This is a genomic window from Halomonas sp. MMSF_3323 (assembly GCF_030733595.1).
Lineage (GTDB): Bacteria > Pseudomonadota > Gammaproteobacteria > Pseudomonadales > Halomonadaceae > Halomonas > Halomonas litopenaei.
Genome location: NZ_JASHIT010000002.1, coordinates 23,868 through 44,836, shown reverse-complemented (window position 1 = coordinate 44,836; position 20,969 = coordinate 23,868). Strand labels below are relative to the sequence as shown.

The window sequence follows — 20,969 nt, the reverse complement described above, 5'->3', positions numbered from 1 at the left end:
GCATGGATCACTTCAACTACCGAGACGGCGAGCTGTACGCCGAAGAAGTGCCTCTGGCCCGCATCGCCGAGGCGGTGGGCACCCCCTGCTACGTCTATTCACGTGCCACCCTGGAGCGTCACTTCCAGGCCTACCGCGAGGCGCTGGGTAGCCACCCGCATCTGATCTGCTACGCGGTCAAGGCCAACAGCAACCTGGCGGTGCTCAACGTACTGGCGCGCCAGGGTGCCGGTTTCGACATCGTTTCCCGGGGCGAGCTCGAGCGGGTACTGGCCGCCGGTGGTGACCCGGCCAAGGTGGTGTTCTCCGGCGTCGCCAAGCGCCCCGACGAGATGGCGCGCGCGCTCGAGGTCGGCATCAAGTGCTTCAACGTGGAGTCGCGCCCAGAGCTTGAAGTGCTCAATGAAGTGGCAGGCCGCCTGGGCAAGGTGGCGCCGGTGTCATTGCGGGTCAATCCCGACGTCGACGCGGGCACCCATCCGTATATCTCCACCGGGCTCAAGGACAACAAGTTCGGTATCCCGGTGGATGAAGCGCTGGAGGTCTACCGCCTGGCCGCCGAACTGCCGCACCTCAAGGTCACCGGACTCGACTGCCATATCGGCTCGCAGCTCACCGAGATCGCTCCCTTCCTCGACGCCCTGGAGCGTCTGCTGGTGCTGCTCGACCGCCTGCGCGAGGAGAACATCGAGGTCTCGCACCTCGACCTGGGCGGCGGCCTCGGCGTGCCCTACAGGGACGAGACGCCGCCGGCCCCGTTCGACTACGCCTCGAAGCTGCTCGAGCGCCTGTCGCGCTGGGACGGCGGAGAGCGCCTGACGCTGCTGTTCGAGCCGGGCCGCTCGATCGCCGCCAACGCCGGCGTCATGCTGACCCGGCTGACCTACGTGAAGCCCGGCGAAACCAAGAACTTCGCCATCGTCGACGCGGCCATGAACGACCTGATTCGGCCCTCGCTGTACCAGGCCTGGCAGGCGATCATCGAAGTCGACACTCGCCTGGACCGCGCAAGCGACGTCTATGACGTGGTCGGCCCGGTGTGCGAGACCGGCGACTTCCTCGGCAAGGAGCGCCAACTGGCGGTGGCGCCGGGCGACCTGCTGGCGGTGCGCTCGGCCGGCGCCTACGGCTTCGTGATGGCCTCCAACTACAACAGCCGCCCGCGTCCGGCGGAGGTACTGGTGGACGGCGACAGCTATCAGGTGGTTCGCCGACGCGAGACCCTCGAGGACCTCTGGGCCGGTGAGTCGCTGCCCGGCGAATCGCAACCGGGATCGGCATCGGGATCGACGTCAGGAGCACCGCGCTGATGCTTCTGCACTTCACCAAGATGCATGGCCTGGGCAACGACTTCATGGTGGTCGATCTGGTCACCCAGCGGGCCCGCATCGAGGCCGAGGAAATCCGCCGTCTGGCCGACCGGCGCTTCGGCATCGGTTTCGATCAGCTACTGGTGGTGGAACCGCCGCGGGACCCGGACATGGACTTTCGCTACCGGATCTACAACGCCGACGGCAGCGAGGTCGAGAATTGCGGCAATGGTGCGCGCTGCTTTGCCCGCTTCGTACGCGACAAGCGGCTGACCCACAAGCGCCAGATCCGGGTCGAGACCGCCGGCGGCCCGCTGGTGCTGGACGTGCATGACGACGAGCAGGTCAGCGTCGACATGGGTGCCCCGCGCTTCGCCCCGCCGAGCCTGCCCTTCGAGGCCGACGAGGACCGCCTGCGTCACACCCTCGAGGTCGACGGCGAGACCCTCGAGATCGCCGTCGCCTCCATGGGCAACCCCCACGCGGTGATCAAGGTCGACAGCGTCGACCAGGCGCCGGTGGAGCGCCTGGGACCGCTGGTCGAACACCACCCGCGCTTTCCCAAGCGGGTCAACGTGGGCTTCATGCAGGTGGTCTCCAGCCACGAGATTCGCCTGCGGGTGTTCGAGCGCGGCAGCGGCGAGACCCTGGCCTGTGGTACCGGCGCCTGCGCTGCGGTGGCCTGCGGCATTCGCCAGGGCCTGCTCGAAAGCCCGGTGACCGTCCACCTGCCCGGCGGCAGCCTGACGATCCGCTGGGAAGGTGGCGAGCGCCCCTTGATCATGACCGGCCCCGCCGAGCGGGTGTTCGATGGACGAATTCCGCTGCGTTGACCCCAGGCGCACAGGACTCGACGGGACTGGGCTAAGCTGCCAGCAAGGTACCGGTCCCTCGCTTTCCCGGAAACTCGATCCAGCCTAGACATTGAACTCCAACAGGAAGACGCGCATGCCTCAAGCCGCCCCAGAGCCCCGCAAGACGCTCGACCCGGACCGCGTCGCCGAATGGCTGGCACGCCACCCGGACTTCTTCGTCGGTCGCGAAGGCCTGCTGCAGAGCCTCACGATTCCCCACCCGGAGACCCAGGGCGCCACCTCGCTGCTGGAACGGCTGGTCCATGACCTGCGCAAGCGCGCCGAAGGCGCGGAACTGCGGCTCGAGCAACTGCTCGACTCGGCCCGCCACAACGAGGCGCAGTATCGGCGTACCCGCGAGCTGGTGCTGGCGCTGCTGGAAGCACAGGACAACGACGCCCTGGGCCAGGCCCTGGCCACCCAGCTAAGCGAGCGCTTCCAGACGCCAGCGGTGTCGCTGTGGTGCCCCGCCAGCCTGACCGATCGCGACCCCAGACCGCCCCAGGCCCCGCGTCACGTGCTCGACGACCACACCGGCCAGCGCCTGACCGCGCTGCTCGATGGGCGCGCCAGCCGCTGTACCCGTCTTACCCCCACCGACTGGAAGCGCCTGCTGCCCCACGCCAAGGCGCCGACCAAGTCGGGCTCCTGCGCCATCGCCCGCATGACCCTGGGCGAGCCCCAGGGCTTTGTGGTGCTGGCAAGCCCTGATCCCGACCACTTCCGTGCCAGCATGGACACCCTGTTTACCGAGTACCTGGCCGAGGTACTGGTGCGCCTGAGCGTGCGCCTGTGCGAGCGTGATGATGGCTGAAAAGGTGGCTGAGACGACGGCTGAGACGACGGCCAAGTGGCAGCTTGCCGGCGCGGTAGCGGACTTTCTCGATGAGCTGGGTCGCACCGCCAGTCCTGCCACCGTCGACGCCTACCGGCGTGACCTGGCCACCTTCGAGAACTGGTGGAACGCCCAGGCCAATGACACCGACGCCAGGCTGCCGGATGATCAGGCCCTGACGTCCCACACGCTCAGGCGTTTTCTGGCCGCCGAACGCAGCCGAGGCATGGCACCGCGCAGCCTGAAGCGCCGCCGCGCCGCCCTGTCGCGACTGTGTGAACACCTGGTGGCGGCTGGCCGACTCGACTACAACCCGGTCGGCCTGAGCCGCGGCCCCCGGGCGCCGAAGGATCTACCGCGGCCGGTGGACGTGGACCTGCTGGCGCGCTTTCTCGACACCCCCCACGACGGCTCGCCGCTGTCGGTACGCGACCAGGCGATGCTGGAGCTGCTCTATTCCAGCGGGCTACGGCTGGCGGAGCTGGCGGCGCTGGATCTCCCCGACCTTCACGGCGGCCGGGTGCGGGTCCTCGGCAAGGGCAACAAGCCGCGCCAGGTGCCGGTGGGCTCGCGTGCGCGCCAGGCCATCGACCAGTGGCTCGGCGTGCGCTCGGTGCTGGCCGCCGACGGCGAGACGGCACTGTTCGTCGGCCAGCAGGGCCACCGGCTGGGCCATCGTGCCATCCAGGCACGCCTGGTCACCCAGGCCCGCCGGCGCGGCCTGCCGGAGCACCTGCATCCCCACCGCCTGCGCCACTCCTTCGCCAGCCACCTGCTGGAATCGAGCCAGGACCTGCGCGCCGTCCAGGAGCTGCTGGGCCACGCCAACCTGTCCACCACCCAGGTCTATACCCGGCTGGACTGGCAGCACCTGGCCGAGAGCTACGACAAGGCCCACCCCCGCGCGCGGCGCAGCCGGAGCGACGACAGCCATCCCGGAGACACCCCTTGATCGACCACGCGGCAGCGGACGATTTCAGCCGACTCAAGGCCATCACCTTCGATCTGGACGACACCCTGTGGGACAACAGCGGCGTCATGCAGCGCACCGAGCAGGGCCACGTCGACTGGCTGACCGAACAGCTCGGCGCCTGGCAGCGCGGCCGCGAGGAGCCGTTGACGCCCCCCATCGCGCTTTCGGACTACCTGAGTGAACGCCAGGCTCTGGCCAGGCGCAGCTGGTCGCGGCGCGGCGACTTCAGCTGGCTGCGTGAGCGCACCCTGATCCAGCTGCTGGAGGAAAGCGGCGTGAACCGGGCGGCGGCTCACTGGTGGGCGGCGCTGGCGATGCAGCGTTTTCACTCGCTGCGCATCCTCGTCACTCCCTTCCCCGACACCGACGCCATGCTGGAAAGGCTGAAGGGCCGCTATCGTCTCGGCAGCATCACCAACGGCAACGTGGCCTTCCACCGTCTGCCGCTGGCCCGCCACTTCCAGGCGCGTATCGCTGCCGGCGAGATGTTCGCACCCAAGCCCGATCCACGGCCCTTTCTGGCGATGCTGGCACGGCTTCAGGTCAAGGCCTGCGAGACCCTGCACGTGGGCGATTCCTGGGAGGAAGACGTGCTGCCGGCGATTCGCCTGGGCTTGCGGGCGATCTGGATCGCGCCGCCAGAGGCCGAGACGGCTCCCTTGCCACGCGGCGTGACCCGACTGTCTCGGGTCACCGAGCTGCCAGCCCTGCTCGGTGAGCATCAGGATCAATAAAGCGAGAAAAACCCCGGCGACCGCCGGCGCCACGTGGTAAACCGGCAGGCACCTGTTCCCTGAGTGCCTGCCGCCATGCCCCGCCCGCTCTATCGCCCCCTCGCTTCATCACCGCCGACCCGGCCTCACCTGCGACGAGTGCTCAAGCTCGGGCTGGCGTTTGCCCTGGTTTCGGGACTGGGGCTTGTTTCGGGGCTGTCTTCGGGACTGCTTTCGGGGCGTGTTTCAGGACTGGGGCCCGCTCTCTCCCTGCCCCTGGGCATCGCGCCAGCCCTGGCGGCACGCCCTACCTGCGACACCGTACGCCCGCCCGGTACCTGCGGCCTCTACAGCACCGGCATGTCCTACCCCTCGACCTTGTCCGGCACCACGCCGGAAGGCAACACCGCGGGGATAGCCTCCTTCCACACCACCTACGCCTGCCAGACCGGCAGCGACGGCCGCGTCTATATCCTGCTCGATACCCAGGGTTCCTACGACAGCGCCACCGGTGACGCCGAAAGCTCAGTGCAAGGCTTCTACTTCGACAAGGCCGACACCAGCATGGGCGGCCATCACCACCAGACCCTGGTCGCTTCCCTGCGCACCGCCAACCATGCATCTGGCTGTGTCTCCGGCAGCGTCGTGACCGAGATACCGATCGTACGCCATGGCGACACCGAACCGGGCTACTACAGACAGTTTACCTACTCGCCTCATACCCACGTGGCGACCAGCACCGGCGCCAGCGACAACTATACCGGTACGGTAGTTGGCGTTGGCGCCGGTTACATCACCGTGATCGAGAGCACCTGCAAGATGTGGACCCCCTACATCACCCTGCCCGATATCGACCTCAGTGAACTGCCAAGCACCGGATCTCGGGGAGGCACCACCACAGCCTACCTGAGCTTCAACAACTGCGATGAGGTCAACATGGCGGATCTGTCCATACGCTCGGGCGGCGCCAGCGTCATCAACGCCCGCCAAGGCATCCTCGGCAACGCCGACACCTCGGGTAACGGCGCCAAGGGCATCGGGCTGGCGCTGGAAATCGACGCTTTTTCGGCCCACGACTTCGATCCCGTGGACCTGTCTGGCTCGCGAGCGGTTGGCCTGATGGGGGAGGCGCCCAAGGTTCCGTTACGCGTCAGCTACTACCGCTATGCCGAACAGGCATCCGGTGGGCGCGTCAAGGGGCTGCTGGAGGTCACCGCCACGTACAAGTAGCCGGCGGGCTCGTCAGGCTGGCTAGCCTTCGTGCGCAAGCCAGCCGTCCAGGCGCCGATGGGCCTCGTCGACGCCCTGGCGCTTGAGCGCCGAGAAAAGCTGCACGCTGACCAGGTCCTCCCACTCACGCAGCCGCGAGCGCACCTGCTGCAGGGCATTCTTGGCCGCGCCCTGCTTCAGCTTGTCGGCCTTGGTCAGCAGGATATGCACCGGCAGGTCGCGCTCATCGGCCACATCCAGCAGCGCCAGGTCGAACTCGGTCAATGGGTGACGCACGTCCATCACCAGCACCAGCCCCTTGAGCGAAGCTCGCTTCTGGAGGTATTCGGCCAGGTGGCGCTGCCAATCCAATTTGACCTTTTCGGGCACCTTGGCGTAGCCGTAGCCGGGTAGGTCCACCAGCCGGCGCTCGCTGTCCTCGCCCAGCGAAAAGACGTTGATGAGCTGGGTGCGCCCCGGCGTCTTGGAGGTACGAGCGAGCGCCTTCTGTTGGGTGATGGTGTTGATCGCACTGGACTTTCCGGCATTGGAACGTCCGGCAAAGGCGACCTCGACACCACTGTCTTCGGGGCATCGGGCCAGCGTCGGCGCACTGGTGAGGAATCGGGCCAAGGAGTAGTTGAAAGCCATGAGATGGAAGAAATCCTGACGGTGATCAAAGGTAGGGTCGAGGGCCCTGGCATTCCCGCCCCCGGGGTGTTTGGTTATAGTAAGCTTTGAGGCGGCTGCGACCCGGGGAATCATCATAACATTGTGCCGCTGTCGCCAGCGACCGGCCTCAGCGCGGGCGCTTCCCCCTGCAGTGAAGGCCACGCCTTCCGCGGGACCGTGAAAACATTAAAAACGGCATAAGTGAACTAGCGATGAGACAGTTACTGGCAAGCCTGGCAATCTCCATCGGCGTCGTCGGCGCCGCCCATGCCGACCTCCAGAGTGACGCAGACGCCGCCGCAGGACGCGACAAGGCCACCGCCTGCGCCGCCTGTCACGGCCAGACCGGCGCCAGTATCGCGCCGACCTTCCCCAACCTGGCCGGCCAGCAGGCCTCCTACCTGGCCAAGCAGATCATCGACATCCGTGACGGCACCCGTCCGGTGCCGCAGATGGCGGGGCAGGTGGACAACTTCAGCGACCAGGACGCCTGGGACGTGGCCGCCTTCTTCGCCGGCCAGGACCCGGTGGTGGGGCAGGCCAAGGATGACGAGGCGTTGCTCGAGCGCGGCGAGGCGCTCTACCGCGCTGGCGACCTGGCCAAGGGCATCCCGGCCTGCAGCGCCTGCCATGGCCCGACCGGCAGCGGCATCGGCTCGGCGGTCTATCCGGGGCTTTCCGGCCAGCACGCCGGCTATGTGGTCAGCACCCTCCAGGCATTCGCCTCCGGCGCCCGCGCCAACAGCCCCGGTGGCGTGATGGCCGACATCGCCGCCAAGATGAGCGATGCCGACATGGAAGCCGTGGCCAACTACGTCCAGGGCCTGCACTGATCGATTCACCTTTCGATGCGTCCCGCGGGGCGGCCCTTGTGGACGCCCCGTTGCGTTTACCAGCAAAGATAGACATGCGACGTCTGCCCAATCGGGATATTCGGGAACCCTTCGAACGTTGTAGACTCAAAACAGCGTTCGCTTTGCGGCTCCAGGTTCGTCGCGCCCTCGCGCCGCCATGGCATGCCCGCCTCAATCAAGGAGAAAACATTCTATGCTGAAGTCACTGATGATGGGCCTCGCTGGCCTTAGCCTGTCGACCATGGCGGTCGCCGCCTCGATCACCGAGGGCGAGGACTACACCGTCGCCCCCAATCAGGTCGAGCTGGGCAGCGACGATGGCAAGATCAACGTGACCGAAGTGTTCTGGTATGGCTGCCCGCACTGCTACTCGCTGGAAGATCCGCTCAACGCCTGGGTCGCCGAGCTGCCCGATGACGTCGAGTTCGAACGCATGCCGGCAACCCTGGGCGAGACCTGGGTCAAGCACGCCAAGGCCTTCTATGCCGCCCAGCAGCTCGAGATCCTCGACGAGGTGCACGAGGACTTCTTCGACGCCATCCACCAGGAAGGCGAGCAGCTTACCGAGCCAGCAGATATCGCCGCCTTCTTCAGCGACTACGGTGTCAGCGAAGAGCAGGCGCTCAAGGCGCTGGACGGCTTCGGCGTGAAGTCCCAGATCAATCGCGCCAGCGCCACCATGCGCAACCTCGAACTGATGGGCGTCCCCGCGCTGATCGTCGATGGTCGCTACATCGTCTCGCCGAGCACCGCCGGCAGCCTCGACAACATGCCGCGCATCGCCGAGGCGCTGGTGGAGCAGATCCGCAGCGAACAGGAGTCTGGAGCCCAATGACGTCACTGGCCGAGGAACGCCACCCCACGCTGGACAGAGGTCACCTGAGGCTGGTGACCTTCAACCTGCAGGTGGGTATCCAGACCTCGGCCTACCACCACTACCTCACCCGTAGCTGGCAGCACCTGTTGCCTCACCCACGTCGGCAACGACGTCTGGACATGATCGCCGAGGTGCTGTCGCACTTCGACATGGTGGGGCTACAGGAGGTGGACGGCGGCAGCTTTCGCTCGAACCAGGTCAATCAGCTCGAGTACCTGGCCATGCAAGGCGGCTTCCCCCACCACTATCAGCAGCTCAACCGCAACCTCGGTCGACTTGCCCAGCACAGCAATGGCCTGCTCTCCCGGCTGGCACCCAGCCGCATCGAGGAGCACCGTCTGCCGGGGACCCTGCCCGGCCGGGGCGCCATCCATGCGCGCTTCGGCCAGGGCCCCGAGGCCCTGCACCTGTTCGTCGCCCACCTGGCCCTGGGCCAGCGCACCCAGAACCTGCAGCTCGACTACCTCAGCGAGCTGATCCAGCCACTCAAGCACGTGGTGGTGATGGGGGACCTGAATTGCACCCCGGATCGCCTGCACGCCCACGACCGCTTCTGCGCCTCGTTGCCGCTGCATCCGGTGCGACCGGCACTGAGCTACCCTTCCTGGCGCCCCAGCCGAGCGCTGGACCATATCCTGCTGTCGTCGTCGCTGGAGGCCGATGAGGCCGAAGTCCTCGACCGACTGTTTTCGGACCACCTGCCGGTGGCCGTCGATATTCGCCTGCCCCAGCCCTGCCTCGCCGCCATCCAGGCCGATCAGCCCGAGCAGCCTGCCTGAGCCATCCTGTCGGCGGCGGACGCCACGCCAGCGGACCTCGACTTTTGGTGTCATGACAGTGCTACCTCGACTGCCGTATAGTCAGCGTTGACGTGCACCGAGATTCGCTAATGTCTCCGCGTGCCACACTATCCATGACGCCAGGTCCCCCCGGCAAGCCGACGTCCTGCCCTGGCGACGGCGTGCCCGGGCGCCAGCCTGGACAATGATCGCCCTGACACCACCAGCGAGTTCCTATGTCTACATCTTCCGGCTTGCCGGGGCCACTGGCGGCCCTGGACGCCTTATCCGAACGCCTTGGCAGGGGCCTTTCCTGGCTGATCCTGGCGATGATGATCATCCAGTTCCTGATCGTGGTGCTGCGCTATGCCTTCAGCGTCAACAGCATCCCCATGCAGGAATCGGTGATGTACATGCACGCCGCCGTGTTCATGCTGGCGGCGGCCTACACCCTGAAGCACGGCGGACACGTGCGCGTCGACATCTTCTATCGCGCGATGTCGCCCAGGCGCAAGGCGCTGGTCGACCTGCTCGGCACCCTGCTGCTGCTGCTGCCGGTGATGGGCTTCGTGATCGCCACCAGCCTCGGCTACGTCGGCAAGTCCTGGGCCATCTTCGAGGGCTCGCCCGACGCCGGCGGCATCCCCGGGGTGTTCCTGCTGAAGACGCTGATACCGGCCTTCGCCGTGCTGATGATTGTCCAGGGCATCGTCGAGATCTACCGCAATATCCTGATTTTAAAGGGACGTCTCGACCCCAACGCCCTTCCCCATGACGCCGACGAGGAGCACCTGTAAATGCTGGAGTTCATGCCCCTGGTGCTGTTCGGTGTCATCTGTACGGTATTGATGTTCGGTTTTCCGGTCGCGCTGTCGCTGGCCGGTACCGCCCTGGCCTTTGCCGGGCTCGGCTACGGCCTGGAGTCCTTCGGCATCGATGCCAACTTCGACGGCAGCTACCTCAACGCCTTCCCCAATCGCCTCTACGGCATCATGACCAACACCACCCTGCTGGCGGTGCCCTTGTTCGTGCTGATGGGCGTGCTGCTCGAGAAGTCCAAGGTCGCCGAAACCCTGCTCGACGCCATGGCCCTGCTGTTCGGCTCGCTGCGCGGCGGACTCGGCATCTCGGTGACCCTGGTCGGCATGATGCTGGCCGCTTCCACCGGCATCGTCGGCGCCACCGTGGTCACCATGGGCCTGATGTCGCTGCCGACCATGCTCAAGCGCGGCTACAGCCAGTCGCTGGCCACCGGCACCATCTGCGCCACCGGCACCCTGGGTCAGATCATCCCGCCGTCCATCGCTCTGGTGCTGCTTGGTGACGTGCTGTCCAGCGCCTACCAGCAGGCCCAGCTGTCCATGGGCATCTTCAGTCCCAAGACGGTGTCGGTGGGCGATCTGTTCATGGGGGCGCTGGTCCCGGGCCTGATCCTGGTGCTGGTGTATATCGTCTACGTCAGCCTGGTGGCGCTGTTCAAGCCCAGCGCCGCCCCTGCCGCCGATCGCCAGGAACTGATGGCCGAGCTGGGCCACACCTCGGGCATCGGCCTGTTGCTGCTCAAGGGCCTGGTGCCACCCATCGTGCTGATCGTCGCGGTGCTCGGCTCGATCCTTGCCGGACTGGCCACCCCCACCGAGGCTTCCGCGGTGGGTGCCTTCGGCGCCCTGGTGCTGGCTCTGGCCTATCGTCGCCTCGATCTGGCCACGCTCAAGGACGTGCTGCGCTCCACCACCCACGTCACCACCATGGTGTTCCTGATCCTGATCGGCGCGGCGCTGTTTTCACTGGTGTTCCGCGCCTACGGCGGTGAAGAGCTGGTCACCCATCTGTTCGAGAACATGCCTGGCGGGGTAGTCGGCGCCACCATCATCGTGATGCTGGTGATCTTCCTGCTCGGCTTTATCCTCGACTTCATCGAGATCACCTTCGTGGTGGTGCCGATCGTCGGTCCGATTCTGCTGGCCATGGGCCTGGATCCAATCTGGCTGGGCATCATGATCGCGATCAACCTGCAGACGTCCTTCCTGACGCCTCCCTTCGGCTTCGCCCTGTTCTATCTGCGCGGGGTGGCCCCGGAGTCGGTACCGACGTCCGCGATCTACCGAGGCGTCATTCCGTTCATCGTGCTTCAGCTCGGCATGCTGCTGGCCCTGTCATTCTTCCCGCAGCTCGCCACCTGGCTGCCGGAGCAGTTCTGATGCCGAAAACCTCTGCGCCGGGCCCTTTCACTCTCGACGCTGGCCCGCAGCTCGCCACCTGGCTGCCGGAGCCGTTCTGATCCGGCGCGTTGGCGATGCGTGGACGGCAGCCCACGCCGGGGGGCGCCCCCGGCGTCTATAGTTGCCCGACGAGCCATCGCCCGCTTCACGGCGTCTCGGGCCATCCCGCGAGACGCCAACTACCCGCCGGCCCTACCCTGGCCGGCAGGTCCCGACAACGCCAATACCATACAAAGGGGACTTACATGCAACGCAGCTCAATCGCCAAGGCCATTACCCTCGCCGGTGCCTCCGGTCTACTGCTGGTCGGAGCCCAGGCCCAGGCCCAGGACACCTTCGAGTGGAAGCTGGTCACCTCCTGGCCGAAGAACTTCCCCGGTGTCGGCCAGGGTCCCGAGCGTCTGGCCAAGCTGGTCGAGGAAATGTCCGACGGCCGCCTGACGATCGAGGTGTTCGGTGCCGGCCAGTTGGTACCGGGCTTCGAGGTCTTCGACGCCGTCGCCGAAGGCACCGCCCAGATGGGCCACTCTGCCTCCTACTACTGGAAGGGCAAGGCGCCCGCCGCCCAGTTCTTCGCCGCCGTGCCCTTCGGCATGAACGCCCAGGAAATGAACGCCTGGCTGCACTATGGTGGCGGCCTGGAGCTGTGGAACGAGCTCTACGATGACTTCGGCGTCGAGGTCATGACCGCCGGCGCCTCCGGCGTACAGATGGGCGGCTGGTACAACCAGGAAATCAATTCTGTCGACGACCTGGACGGCCTCAAGATGCGCATGCCAGGCCTCGGTGGTGAGGTCATGAACCGCATGGGCGTGGCCATCGTCAATATGCCCGGCGGCGAGATCTTCACCTCGCTGCAGTCCGGCGCCATCGATGCCACCGAGTGGATCGGTCCGTACAACGACCTGGCCTTCGGCCTGCACCAGGCCGCCGAGTACTACTACTACCCGGGCTGGCATGAGCCGACGGTGATGTTCGAGGCCATCGTCAACGATGAGGCCCTGGCCGAGCTGCCTGCCGACCTCCAGGCGATCCTGCGCACCGCGGTACGCGACGTGAACCAGGACGTGCTGGACGAGTACACCGCGCGCAACAACGATGCCCTGGCCACCCTGATCAACGAACACGACGTCCAGCTGCGCAAGCTGCCCGACGACGTGCTCGCCCAGGCTCAGGAGATCTCCGCCGAGGTGGTGCAGGAACTGGCCGACTCCAGCGATATCGCCGGTCGCATCTACGAGTCGTACCGCGACTTCCAGGACAAGGTGGTGAACTACCACGCCATCTCCGAGCAGGCCTACTACAACGCCCGCAACCCGGACGGTGGCACCGACTTCGGCCAGGAGTAACCCATCCAGAAGGTGTCGAGCATCGCTGACACCCGAGCCCAGGGGCCGCCTCGCGCGGCCCCTGTCCGTTTTCGGGGCACGGGAGGACATCGTGTCGACTCTCGAGCCTTGCTCGAAGCACTCGCTCTCGAGCAGTGATCAGCCGCAGCTGAAATAGCGTTCGGCAAACCACAGCAGCACCGCGTAGCGCCCGCCCTTGCTGACGACGATCCACAGCGTGGCACGCCACCACGGCAGCCGGGCGATTCCCGCGAGTACCGTCAGTGGGTCCCCTACCACCGGCAGCCAGGCCAGCAGCAGACTCGCTTCTCCGCCCTTGCGATACCAGCGCTGGGCTCGTGCCAGTCCCGCCCGGGAGGCGGGAAACCAGCGCCGATCCACATACTGGGTGGCGTAGCGGCCCAGGGCGACATTGACCAGACTGCCCAGGGTATTGCCCAGGGTGGCCACCAGCCACAGTGCCAGCGGCGCTTCGCCCCGGCACCACAACCCGGCCAGCCATAGCTCGGACCCTCCGGGCAGCAGGGTGGCGCTGGCGAACGCCATGACAAACAGACTCAGCATGATGCGCTCGACATTGGCTCTCTCAGCGCCGCCTCTTGTATTCTGTGTCTTCTGCTGACTTTCGGGTGTCTTTCATGTCCCACACCGTATCCATCCCTCACACGCTGACCATCGCCGGCTCCGACCCTTCTGGCGGTGCCGGCCTCCAGGGCGACCTCAAGACGCTGTCGGCCCTGGGCACCTATGCCACCAACGTCATCACCGCGGTGATCGCGCAGAATACCTGTGGGGTACGCGAGGTGCACCCGGTGGCTGCAGAGAGCATCCGGGTGCAGCTCGATCACCTGCTCGACGACGTGCGCATCGACGCGGTGAAGATCGGCATGGTCGCCAGCCGCGAGGTCGCCGAGACCCTGCGTGAAGCGCTCGAGGCCAGGCGTCCCCGCTGGATCGTGCTCGACCCGGTGATGGTGGCCAAGAGCGGCGACATCCTGGTCGATGAGGCCGGGATCAGCGCGGTACGCGATGTGCTGGTGCCGCTGGCCGACGTGATCACCCCCAACCTGCCCGAGGCGGCGGTACTGCTGGGGGTCGAGCCGCCCACCAGCGCCGATGCCATGGAGGCGATGCTGCCGGCGCTCAAGCAACTGTCCGCCCCCTATGTGCTGCTCAAGGGTGGTCATCTCGATGGTGACAGCTGTCCCGACCTGCTGGCCTCACCCGGTGGCGATCGCTGGCTGCCGGCGCCGCGCATCGATACCCAGAACCTGCATGGTACCGGTTGTGCCCTGTCCTCGGCGATCGCCGCCAAGCTGGCCCATCTGCCACAGGACGCCGACGAGGCGCAGGTCATCGACGCCATCGGCGACGCCAAGCGCTGGCTGCACCAGGCGCTCGACGCCAGCCGGCGGCTGTCGGTGGGCCAGGGGCGCGGCCCGGTGCATCACTTCCACGCCTGGTGGTAGCGGCAGGAGCAGCGGCGGGCGATGGCTGGCCGTGAAAGCCACGCCACGCCGAGTCTGATCTGATCCGAGCGCAGGACGGCGCTATCGTGCACTGACAGGGACTGACGACACCGTCGCTTGCGCGAATCGGCACGTCCGCCCATGCTGAAGGTTCACCCACTGGCGTCGTGAGGGCAGAGCCATGACTCGCACCCTGCTGTTTGCCTGTGACCTGTCGGCAGAAAACCGTTCCGCCTTCGGCCGCGCCATCCGCCTGGCCAACGAGATGGGCGCCCGTCTCGATGTACTGCACGTGCTGGATCCCTATCTGCCCCACCGGGTGCTGCGCGACCTGGAAGGTGCGGTAGTAGATGACATCCACGCCATCGCCACCGACCTGCGCGAGGACTACGCACTGGCCGAACCGCCGCTGCTGGTGCAGACGGTGACCGGCGCCCCCTACGCCGAGATCATCCGTGAGGCCCACGATCGCAACGCCGAGATGATCATCCTCGGCACCCATCGCAAGCGCGGACACCCCGACCTGATCGGCGGCACCACCCTGGCCCGGGTGCTGTTGAGCGCCCCCTGTCCGGTGCTGACCGTCAGCCAGCCCCCCGCAGAGCCGTGGAACGACATCCTGGTCCCGGTGGATTTCTCCCTGACCTGCCGTCGCACCCTGCGCGAGACCCTGCGACACTTTCCGGAATCCCGCCTCGAGTTGCTCCACGCCTGGGACGTGCCGGGCGAGCGCGAACTCGGCTCCGATACCGACTTCGCCCAGTGGCGCGATCGTGAGGTCATCCGACTTAGACAGCAGCTCGAACAGGAGATCGACCACCTGATGGCGGAATTCGATCGGGTGCCGGAACTGGAACTGGTGCTGGAACAGGGCGACCCCCTGGACGTGTTGATCGCCCATCTGCGCCGTCAGCCTCCCGATCTGCTGGCGCTGGGCAACCGCAGTCAGGCGGGCAGACGCAGTCAGATTACCAAGCGTCTGCTGGCGGAGCCCCGTTGCGACATCATGCTGTGCCGCGCCTGGTAGTCACGGGAAGAACGCTCTACAAAAACTGTACATAAGTCATATCTCGCGCCATGATGTGTACAACATCATGTCACGGGAGTTTCATCATGCCTTCGCGACAACCCCGACAGCACCCGCTGGTTCGGCTGCTTGCCGCCGTCAGCCTGATCACCTGTCTGACCCTGACCATGGCCGCGCCCCCCGAGGCCAACGCCCAGACGTCGACGCAGCAGGTCAGCGTCAAGAGCGCTAGCTTTGCCACCCAGATCGACGACGGCCGACGCTACGAGATGATCGGCCACGGGCTCTTCACCTATCTGGTGTGGGACGCCTACGCCGGCGCCTACTACCAGGCCGCGGGGTACCCCCGCCCCGCTCCCGAGTCCGACGTCCCGCGCCGGCTGGTGCTGCACTACTTCCATGCCATCGAGGCCGATGACTTCGCCAGCACCACCCTCGAGACCGTACGCGAGCAGGTCGGTGCCGTGGACTTTCCGTCGATTCGCCGCCCACTGACCGCGCTGGTCGACAGCTATCGCTCGGTCGCGCCGGGCGACCGCTATTCGCTGACCTGGGATGGCGAGAGCCTGATCCTGGCGCTCAATGGTGCCCCGCTGTACCGCTCCAACGACAAGGCGCTTGCCAACGCCATGTTCGCCATCTGGCTCGGTGAAGATCCCCTGGACCGCGACTTCCGCGACGCTCTGCTGGGGCGGTGACGCCGGCGCCTCCCTGGCCAGGCAGGCCCGTGCTAGGCTAGCGGGCCCTGCTGTGTGCAATCCCCCACCCGTTGCCAGAGGAAGCCCTGCATGAAAGCCCTGATCCAACGTGTCCGCCGTGCCAGTGTCGAGGTCGAGGATCGCACCGTCGGCGCCATCGACCACGGCCTGCTGGCCCTGGTCGGGGTGGAAAAAGGAGATGACGAGGCCTCGGCCGACCGCCTGCTGCACAAGCTGCTGCACTATCGCGTGTTCGCCGATGACCAGGACAAGATGAATCTCAATGTGCAGCAGGCCGGCGGTGGCCTCTTGCTGGTATCCCAGTTCACCCTGGCCGCGGATACCCGCAAGGGGCTGCGTCCCAGCTTCTCCAGCGCGGCGCCGCCGGCCGAAGGCGATCGTCTGTTTCACTACCTGCTCGACCAGGCCCGCCAGCGCCATGCGCCGGTGGCCAGCGGCGAGTTCGGCGCCAATATGCAGGTGGCATTGATAAACGACGGGCCGGTGACCTTTCTGCTGGAGAGCTGAGAGCCCCCTCCTGGCGCCGAGCGCCAACATGCAGCTCACCTTCAGAACGATTAATCAACGACGAGCCGGTGACCTTTCTGCTGGAGAGCTGAGAGCCCCCTCCTGGCGCGAGCGCCAACATGCAGCTCACCTTCAGGACGGTTGATCAACGACGGGCCTGTGACTTTTCTCCTGGAGAGCTGAGAGCCCCTCCTGGCGCGAGCACCAACATGCAGCTCACCTTCAGGACGATTAATCAACGACGGGCCGGTGACCTTTCTCCTGGAGAGCTGAGCCCCCCTCCTGGCGCCGAGCGCCAATAGGCAGCGCACGCGGCGTCCTGCCGCCTGTCTGATCTTCAAAAGCCCGATGCAACGCGATGTCGGCGGGGCGGTAAACCAGGCTGCCTCGTTTCGCCCCGTCTCGCCTTGATGTTTATGGAAACATTTACCACAATCACCTGTATACAAAAACAACCGGTGATCGTATCCATGAACAACGCCCGCTACCCCGTCAGCGTCTCGGTCTTCGACTTCCACGGCCGGCCACCACTGAGCCGTGCCCTGCCACTGTCGCTGCAACACATCCTCGCCATGATCATGGGTACCATCACGGTGCCGATCATCGTCTCCGGTGCCATCGGCGCCTCCACCGCCGAAACCCTGCTGCTGATCCAGATCTCGCTGGTGGCCTCGGCGCTGTCGACGCTGATCCAGCTGTTCGGCGTCTGGCGCTTCGGTGCCCGCCTGCCGACCATCTTCGGTGTCGGCTTTGCCTACGTGCCCACCCTGACCGCCGTGGGCGCCCAGTATGGCCTCGGCGGCATCCTCGGCGCCCAGTTGATCGGCGGCACGGCGATGCTGCTGGTCGGGTTCGGTATACGCCCGCTGCGTCACCTGTTTCCGCCGGTGGTGGCGGGGGTGGTGGTGCTGGTGATCGGCCTGTCGCTCTACGACATCGCCATCCACTACATGGCCGGGGGCAAGGGCAGCGCTGACTACGGTGGCGGCAGGCAGTGGCTGGTGGCGCTGGTCACTCTGGCCGTGGTGCTGGCGATTTCCCAGTTCGGGCGGGGCTTCATCAAGCTCGCCGCGATCATCTGCGGCATCGTGGTGGGCTACGCGCTGGCACTCGCGCTGGGCATGGTGGACTTCACTGCGGTGCATCAGGCTGCCTGGTTCAGTGCGCCGCGCCCGCTCCCCGTGACGCTCGAATTCGCGCCGGTGGCGATCCTGTCCATGGTGATCATCTGCGTGGTCAATTCGGTGCAGACCATCGGTGATCTATCCGCTACCACCATCGGTGGCATGAATCGCGAGCTGGGCCATCGGGAGCTGTCCGGGGGCTTGCTGGGCAACGGCCTGTGCACTCTGGTCGGTGCCCTGTTCGCGGCTCTGCCGACGGCGTCGTTCAGCCAGAACGTCGGTATCGTCGCCATGACCAAGGTCATCAGTCGTTCGGTGCTGGCACTGGCGGCGCTGTTTCTGCTGGCGGCGGGACTGATGCCGAAGTTCGGCGCGCTGATGACCACCATTCCCTATCCGGTGCTCGGTGGCGCCACCATAACGGTGTTCGGCATGATCACCATGACCGGTATCCAGCTGCTGACCCGCGACGAGCTGTCCGGGCGCAACATGACCATCGCCAGCCTGGCGCTGGCGCTGGGCCTCGGGCTCGCCGCGGCGCCGCAGGCCATCGCCGCGCTGCCGGACACGATCGAGATGGCGATCGGTGGATCACCCGTGGTGGTGGCGGCGCTCACCGCCGTGCTGCTCAATCTGCTGCTGCCTCACAAGAGCCTGGCCGACGAGCAGGCCGAGCGCGAGCGGCTGGCCGCGCGCATGGAAGCCAGCGACACGGCTCCCGCTAGCGTGCCCGCCTCACCCCGGTGCGACTCGCAATAGCCGTTCGCCACACCCACTCGCCCCTGCTATCGGGCGACCCAGCGACCCGAGGCGCTATCGAACCGAGCGTGGCTCAGCCCGACAGCGCCTCGTTCATTTCCTCGAGCGCCTCTTCGGCGGCGAGCCAGTCGGCCTCCAGCTCCTCGAGGCGCGCCTTGAGCTCGCCCTGGCGCGCCAGACAGTCGGTCAGTTCCTGCTTGCGCGCCGCGTCGGTGTAGAGCTCGGCGTCGCCGAGCTGCGCTTCCACCTCGCCGAGTTCAGCCTGGACCTTCTCCATGGCCTTTTCGGCCTTGTCCCGCTCGCGCTTCAAGGGCCTGAGCTTCTCGCGCAGCTCGGCGGCGGCGCGGCGCGAGGCCTTGCGATCCTCCCGCGGGGCGGCCTGGCCAGCCTCGGCCCTGTCGGCCTTGTCTTCCCTGGCCGCGCGACGATCGCTTTCCAGGCGTGACTTGAGCCAGGCCCGGTAATCCTCCAGGTCGCCATCGAAGGGTTCGACCCGATGGTCGGCGACCTTCCAGAACTCGTCGACGGTGGCCTTGAGCAGGTGGCGGTCGTGGGATACCACGATCACCGTCCCTTCGAACGACGCCAACGCCTCGGTCAGCGCCTCGCGCATCTCCAGGTCCAGGTGGTTGGTCGGCTCGTCGAGCAGCAGCAGGTTGGGCTTCTGCCAGGCAATCAGGGCCAGCGCCAGGCGTGCCTTCTCGCCGCCGGAGAACAGCTCGACCCGGGCAAACACGTCGTCTCCCGGAAAGCCGAAGCCACCCAGGAAGTTGCGGATATCGCTGTCGGCGGCCTGGGGCGACAGGCGCTGCACGTGGGTGAAGGGGGTCGCCTTGAGATCGAGGCCTTCGAGCTGGTGCTGGGCGAAGTAGCCCACCGCCAGGTGCTCGCCGGGCACCCGACGGCCAGAGAGCAGCGGCAGATCGCCGGTCAGCGACTTGATCAGGGTCGACTTGCCCGCGCCATTGGGACCGAGCAGTCCGATGCGCTGTCCCGGCAGCAGGGTCAGCTTCACGTCGGACAGCTGGGTGCGCTCGCTGCCGTCCTCACGACGATAGCCCAGGCTGGCGTCATCGATCACCAGCAGCGGATGGGACGTCTTGTCCGCCGCCGGCAGGCTAAAGTGAAAGGGGGAATCGACGTGGGCCAGGGCGATGTCGCCCATGCGCTCGAGCATCTTCAGTCGGCTCTGGGCCTGGCGCGCCTTGGTCGCCTTGTAGCGAAAGCGGGCGACAAACTTCTCGATTTCCTCGCGACGCGCCTGCTGCTTCTCGGCCTGGGCCTGCTGCAGCGCCAGCTTCTCGGCGCGGGTCCGCTCGAAGGTGGTGTAGTTGCCCCGATAGAGCACCAGGCTGCGACGATCGAAGTGCACGATGTGGTCACACACCGCATCGAGAAAGTCGCGGTCGTGGGAGATCAGCAACAGGGTGCCGGGATAGCGCGTCAGCCACTGCTCTAGCCACAGCAGCGCGTCCAGGTCCAGGTGGTTGGTCGGCTCGTCGAGCAGCAGCACGTCGGAGGGCATGAACAGGGTACGCGCCAGGTTGGCTCGCATGCGCCAACCACCGGAGAACGCCGACAGCGGCTTGTCCAGATCGTGCTGGGCAAAGCCCAGCCCGACCAGCAACTGGGCCGCGCGGGCTGGCGCGCTGTAGCCGTCCAGCGCCTCGATGGCGCCGTGAAGTTCGGCCTCGCGGTGATGGTCACCGTCGGCCTGGGCAGAGGCGAGGGCAACCTCGGTACGCCTTAGCTCCGCATCCCCGTCGAGCACGTACTCGATGATGGGGCGAGACAGCGCCTCGACTTCCTGCGCCATATGGGCAATGCGCTGGCCGCCACTCATCTCGACCGCGCCCTTGTCGGCGCCGATCTCGCCGAGGATCAGGCCAAACAGACTGGACTTGCCGGCGCCATTGGGGCCCACGATACCGGCCTTGTGGCCGGCGTGCAGGGTCAGGTCGGCACCCTCGAACAACGGCTCGGCGCCGCGTTGCAAGGTTACTTGGCGCAGTGCAATCATCACGGCTCCATCGGGATGAGCCCGCCGGGCCGGGCACCCGCGAGCTTCTCTAATAAAAGAAGGATATCGTCTTGGACCCCGATTCTACCGAATTCACCGCTCGCCTGCGCCCTCGCCTGGCGACTTCGCCGCTATGGGACTTCGCCCTGGCAATCTATGCCCGGCCAGGCGTCGAGCAAGCCTGCCTGACGCTGCAGGATGAGCACGGCTGGGATGTGTGTGAACTGCTGTGGCGATGCTGGCTGTATCAACAGGGCGCCCAGGCAGGTGCGCTGCCGTCAGAGGTCGCCGCCTGGCAGCGCGAGGTCACCCAGCCTCTGCGCCGACTGCGCAGGGATCTGAAGCCCCAGGCGCAAGCCGACTCGCAGGTGGCGAGCGTTCGCTCGCGGATCAAGCAGGCGGAGCTCGAAGCCGAGCAACAATGCCTGCAGATGCTCATGAAAATTAGCCTGAACGAACTGGCTTTCTCGCCGATACCCGCCAGACTCCAAGGTCTAGAAAATGTGCTGCTTTCTAGCCAACAACGGCAGAAAAAAACGCAACTTATGGCCATAAGAAGCGTGGAAAGCCAGCTTGACCCTCTTCCGGCAGCGCGCTAGCCTGACGTTAACTGCATGAGAATTCCTGCATTTTTTGCATGATCGATCTTGTTCGCGCCAATAGCACAAGGTCCGAGATTCCGAAGCGAGACACGAAG

The 20,969-nt window shown here is 66.2% G+C and carries 21 protein-coding genes; 18 read left to right on the top strand and 3 right to left on the bottom strand.

The window, feature by feature from the left end:
- The first annotated feature begins 2 nt into the window (after window positions 1-2).
- The 6 genes from lysA to RBB39_RS01260 all read left to right on the top strand — a co-directional run bounded on the left by lysA (window position 3) and on the right by RBB39_RS01260 (window position 5,915).
- Complete coding sequence (gene lysA, locus RBB39_RS01285; RefSeq protein WP_045993943.1) at window positions 3-1,310, top strand: diaminopimelate decarboxylase; 1,308 nt, start codon at window positions 3-5, stop codon at window positions 1,308-1,310.
- On the top strand, window positions 1,310-2,143 hold the full coding sequence (gene dapF, locus RBB39_RS01280) for a diaminopimelate epimerase (RefSeq protein WP_045993942.1): 834 nt from the start codon (window positions 1,310-1,312) through the stop codon (window positions 2,141-2,143). The genes lysA and dapF overlap by 1 nt, the downstream gene beginning before the upstream one ends.
- Window positions 2,144-2,258: 115 nt before the next feature.
- Window positions 2,259-2,978, top strand: coding sequence for a DUF484 family protein (locus RBB39_RS01275; RefSeq protein WP_045993941.1), 720 nt, complete (start codon window positions 2,259-2,261; stop codon window positions 2,976-2,978).
- A gap of 4 nt (window positions 2,979-2,982) precedes the next feature.
- Entirely contained in the window at window positions 2,983-3,951 is a 969-nt protein-coding gene (locus RBB39_RS01270) for a tyrosine recombinase XerC (protein ID WP_371931850.1), read from the top strand.
- The gene (locus RBB39_RS01265; protein WP_239452584.1) at window positions 3,948-4,706 is read left to right on the top strand and encodes an HAD family hydrolase; all 759 of its coding nucleotides are present in this window, start codon (window positions 3,948-3,950) and stop codon (window positions 4,704-4,706) included. Before RBB39_RS01270 ends, RBB39_RS01265 begins: the two co-directional genes overlap by 4 nt.
- A gap of 75 nt (window positions 4,707-4,781) precedes the next feature.
- Entirely contained in the window at window positions 4,782-5,915 is a 1,134-nt protein-coding gene (locus RBB39_RS01260; protein WP_157033096.1) for a fimbrial protein, read from the top strand.
- A 21-nt stretch (window positions 5,916-5,936) separates the two neighbouring features.
- Here the strand turns inward: RBB39_RS01260 and yihA are convergent, their stop codons facing one another.
- Window positions 5,937-6,545, bottom strand: a complete 609-nt coding sequence (gene yihA, locus RBB39_RS01255; RefSeq protein WP_045993938.1) for a ribosome biogenesis GTP-binding protein YihA/YsxC — start codon at window positions 6,543-6,545, stop codon at window positions 5,937-5,939.
- Between the two features lie 233 nt (window positions 6,546-6,778).
- On the opposite strand from yihA, the gene RBB39_RS01250 reads away from it, so the two are divergent.
- The 6 genes from RBB39_RS01250 to RBB39_RS01225 all read left to right on the top strand — a co-directional run bounded on the left by RBB39_RS01250 (window position 6,779) and on the right by RBB39_RS01225 (window position 12,647).
- On the top strand, window positions 6,779-7,399 hold the full coding sequence (locus tag RBB39_RS01250; RefSeq protein WP_045993937.1) for a cytochrome c: 621 nt from the start codon (window positions 6,779-6,781) through the stop codon (window positions 7,397-7,399).
- Window positions 7,400-7,613: 214 nt separating this feature from the next.
- Window positions 7,614-8,255, top strand: a complete 642-nt coding sequence (locus tag RBB39_RS01245) for a thiol:disulfide interchange protein DsbA/DsbL (protein WP_045993936.1) — start codon at window positions 7,614-7,616, stop codon at window positions 8,253-8,255.
- Window positions 8,252-9,076: an endonuclease/exonuclease/phosphatase family protein gene (locus RBB39_RS01240; protein WP_045993935.1), complete on the top strand. Its 825-nt coding sequence runs from the start codon at window positions 8,252-8,254 to the stop codon at window positions 9,074-9,076. The genes RBB39_RS01245 and RBB39_RS01240 overlap by 4 nt, the downstream gene beginning before the upstream one ends.
- 236 nt (window positions 9,077-9,312) lie before the next feature.
- The gene (locus tag RBB39_RS01235) at window positions 9,313-9,873 is read left to right on the top strand and encodes a TRAP transporter small permease subunit (RefSeq protein WP_045993934.1); all 561 of its coding nucleotides are present in this window, start codon (window positions 9,313-9,315) and stop codon (window positions 9,871-9,873) included.
- Window positions 9,874-11,277, top strand: coding sequence for a TRAP transporter large permease subunit (locus RBB39_RS01230; protein ID WP_045993933.1), 1,404 nt, complete (start codon window positions 9,874-9,876; stop codon window positions 11,275-11,277). It abuts the gene before it with no gap.
- Between the two features lie 266 nt (window positions 11,278-11,543).
- Window positions 11,544-12,647 carry a TRAP transporter substrate-binding protein gene (locus RBB39_RS01225; protein ID WP_045993932.1) on the top strand — a complete coding sequence of 368 codons (1,104 nt, stop codon included), beginning with the start codon at window positions 11,544-11,546 and terminating at the stop codon, window positions 12,645-12,647.
- 138 nt (window positions 12,648-12,785) lie between these two features.
- On the opposite strand, the gene RBB39_RS01220 is transcribed toward RBB39_RS01225, so the two are convergent.
- Entirely contained in the window at window positions 12,786-13,211 is a 426-nt protein-coding gene (locus RBB39_RS01220; protein ID WP_045993931.1) for a YqaA family protein, read from the bottom strand.
- A 74-nt stretch (window positions 13,212-13,285) separates the two neighbouring features.
- Here RBB39_RS01220 and thiD point away from each other — a divergent pair, with 74 nt between their 5' ends.
- The 5 genes from thiD (at window position 13,286) to RBB39_RS01195 (ending at window position 18,252) form a co-directional block, all read left to right on the top strand.
- Entirely contained in the window at window positions 13,286-14,116 is an 831-nt protein-coding gene (thiD, locus tag RBB39_RS01215) for a bifunctional hydroxymethylpyrimidine kinase/phosphomethylpyrimidine kinase (protein ID WP_045993930.1), read from the top strand.
- A gap of 181 nt (window positions 14,117-14,297) precedes the next feature.
- A complete protein-coding gene (locus tag RBB39_RS01210) occupies window positions 14,298-15,143 on the top strand; it encodes a universal stress protein (RefSeq protein WP_045993929.1) in 846 nt (281 codons plus the stop codon).
- An 86-nt stretch (window positions 15,144-15,229) separates the two neighbouring features.
- Window positions 15,230-15,841 carry a chalcone isomerase family protein gene (locus tag RBB39_RS01205; protein WP_052704448.1) on the top strand — a complete coding sequence of 204 codons (612 nt, stop codon included), beginning with the start codon at window positions 15,230-15,232 and terminating at the stop codon, window positions 15,839-15,841.
- Between the two features lie 90 nt (window positions 15,842-15,931).
- Window positions 15,932-16,369 carry a D-aminoacyl-tRNA deacylase gene (gene dtd, locus RBB39_RS01200; RefSeq protein ID WP_045993928.1) on the top strand — a complete coding sequence of 146 codons (438 nt, stop codon included), beginning with the start codon at window positions 15,932-15,934 and terminating at the stop codon, window positions 16,367-16,369.
- A gap of 470 nt (window positions 16,370-16,839) precedes the next feature.
- Complete coding sequence (locus tag RBB39_RS01195) at window positions 16,840-18,252, top strand: uracil-xanthine permease family protein (protein WP_045993960.1); 1,413 nt, start codon at window positions 16,840-16,842, stop codon at window positions 18,250-18,252.
- Window positions 18,253-18,325: 73 nt separating this feature from the next.
- Here the strand turns inward: RBB39_RS01195 and RBB39_RS01190 are convergent, their stop codons facing one another.
- Window positions 18,326-20,272: an ATP-binding cassette domain-containing protein gene (locus RBB39_RS01190; protein WP_306168673.1), complete on the bottom strand. Its 1,947-nt coding sequence runs from the start codon at window positions 20,270-20,272 to the stop codon at window positions 18,326-18,328.
- Window positions 20,273-20,343: 71 nt separating this feature from the next.
- Here RBB39_RS01190 and RBB39_RS01185 point away from each other — a divergent pair, with 71 nt between their 5' ends.
- Window positions 20,344-20,871 carry a TIGR02444 family protein gene (locus RBB39_RS01185; protein ID WP_261395267.1) on the top strand — a complete coding sequence of 176 codons (528 nt, stop codon included), beginning with the start codon at window positions 20,344-20,346 and terminating at the stop codon, window positions 20,869-20,871.
- The last annotated feature ends 98 nt before the right edge of the window (window positions 20,872-20,969 follow it).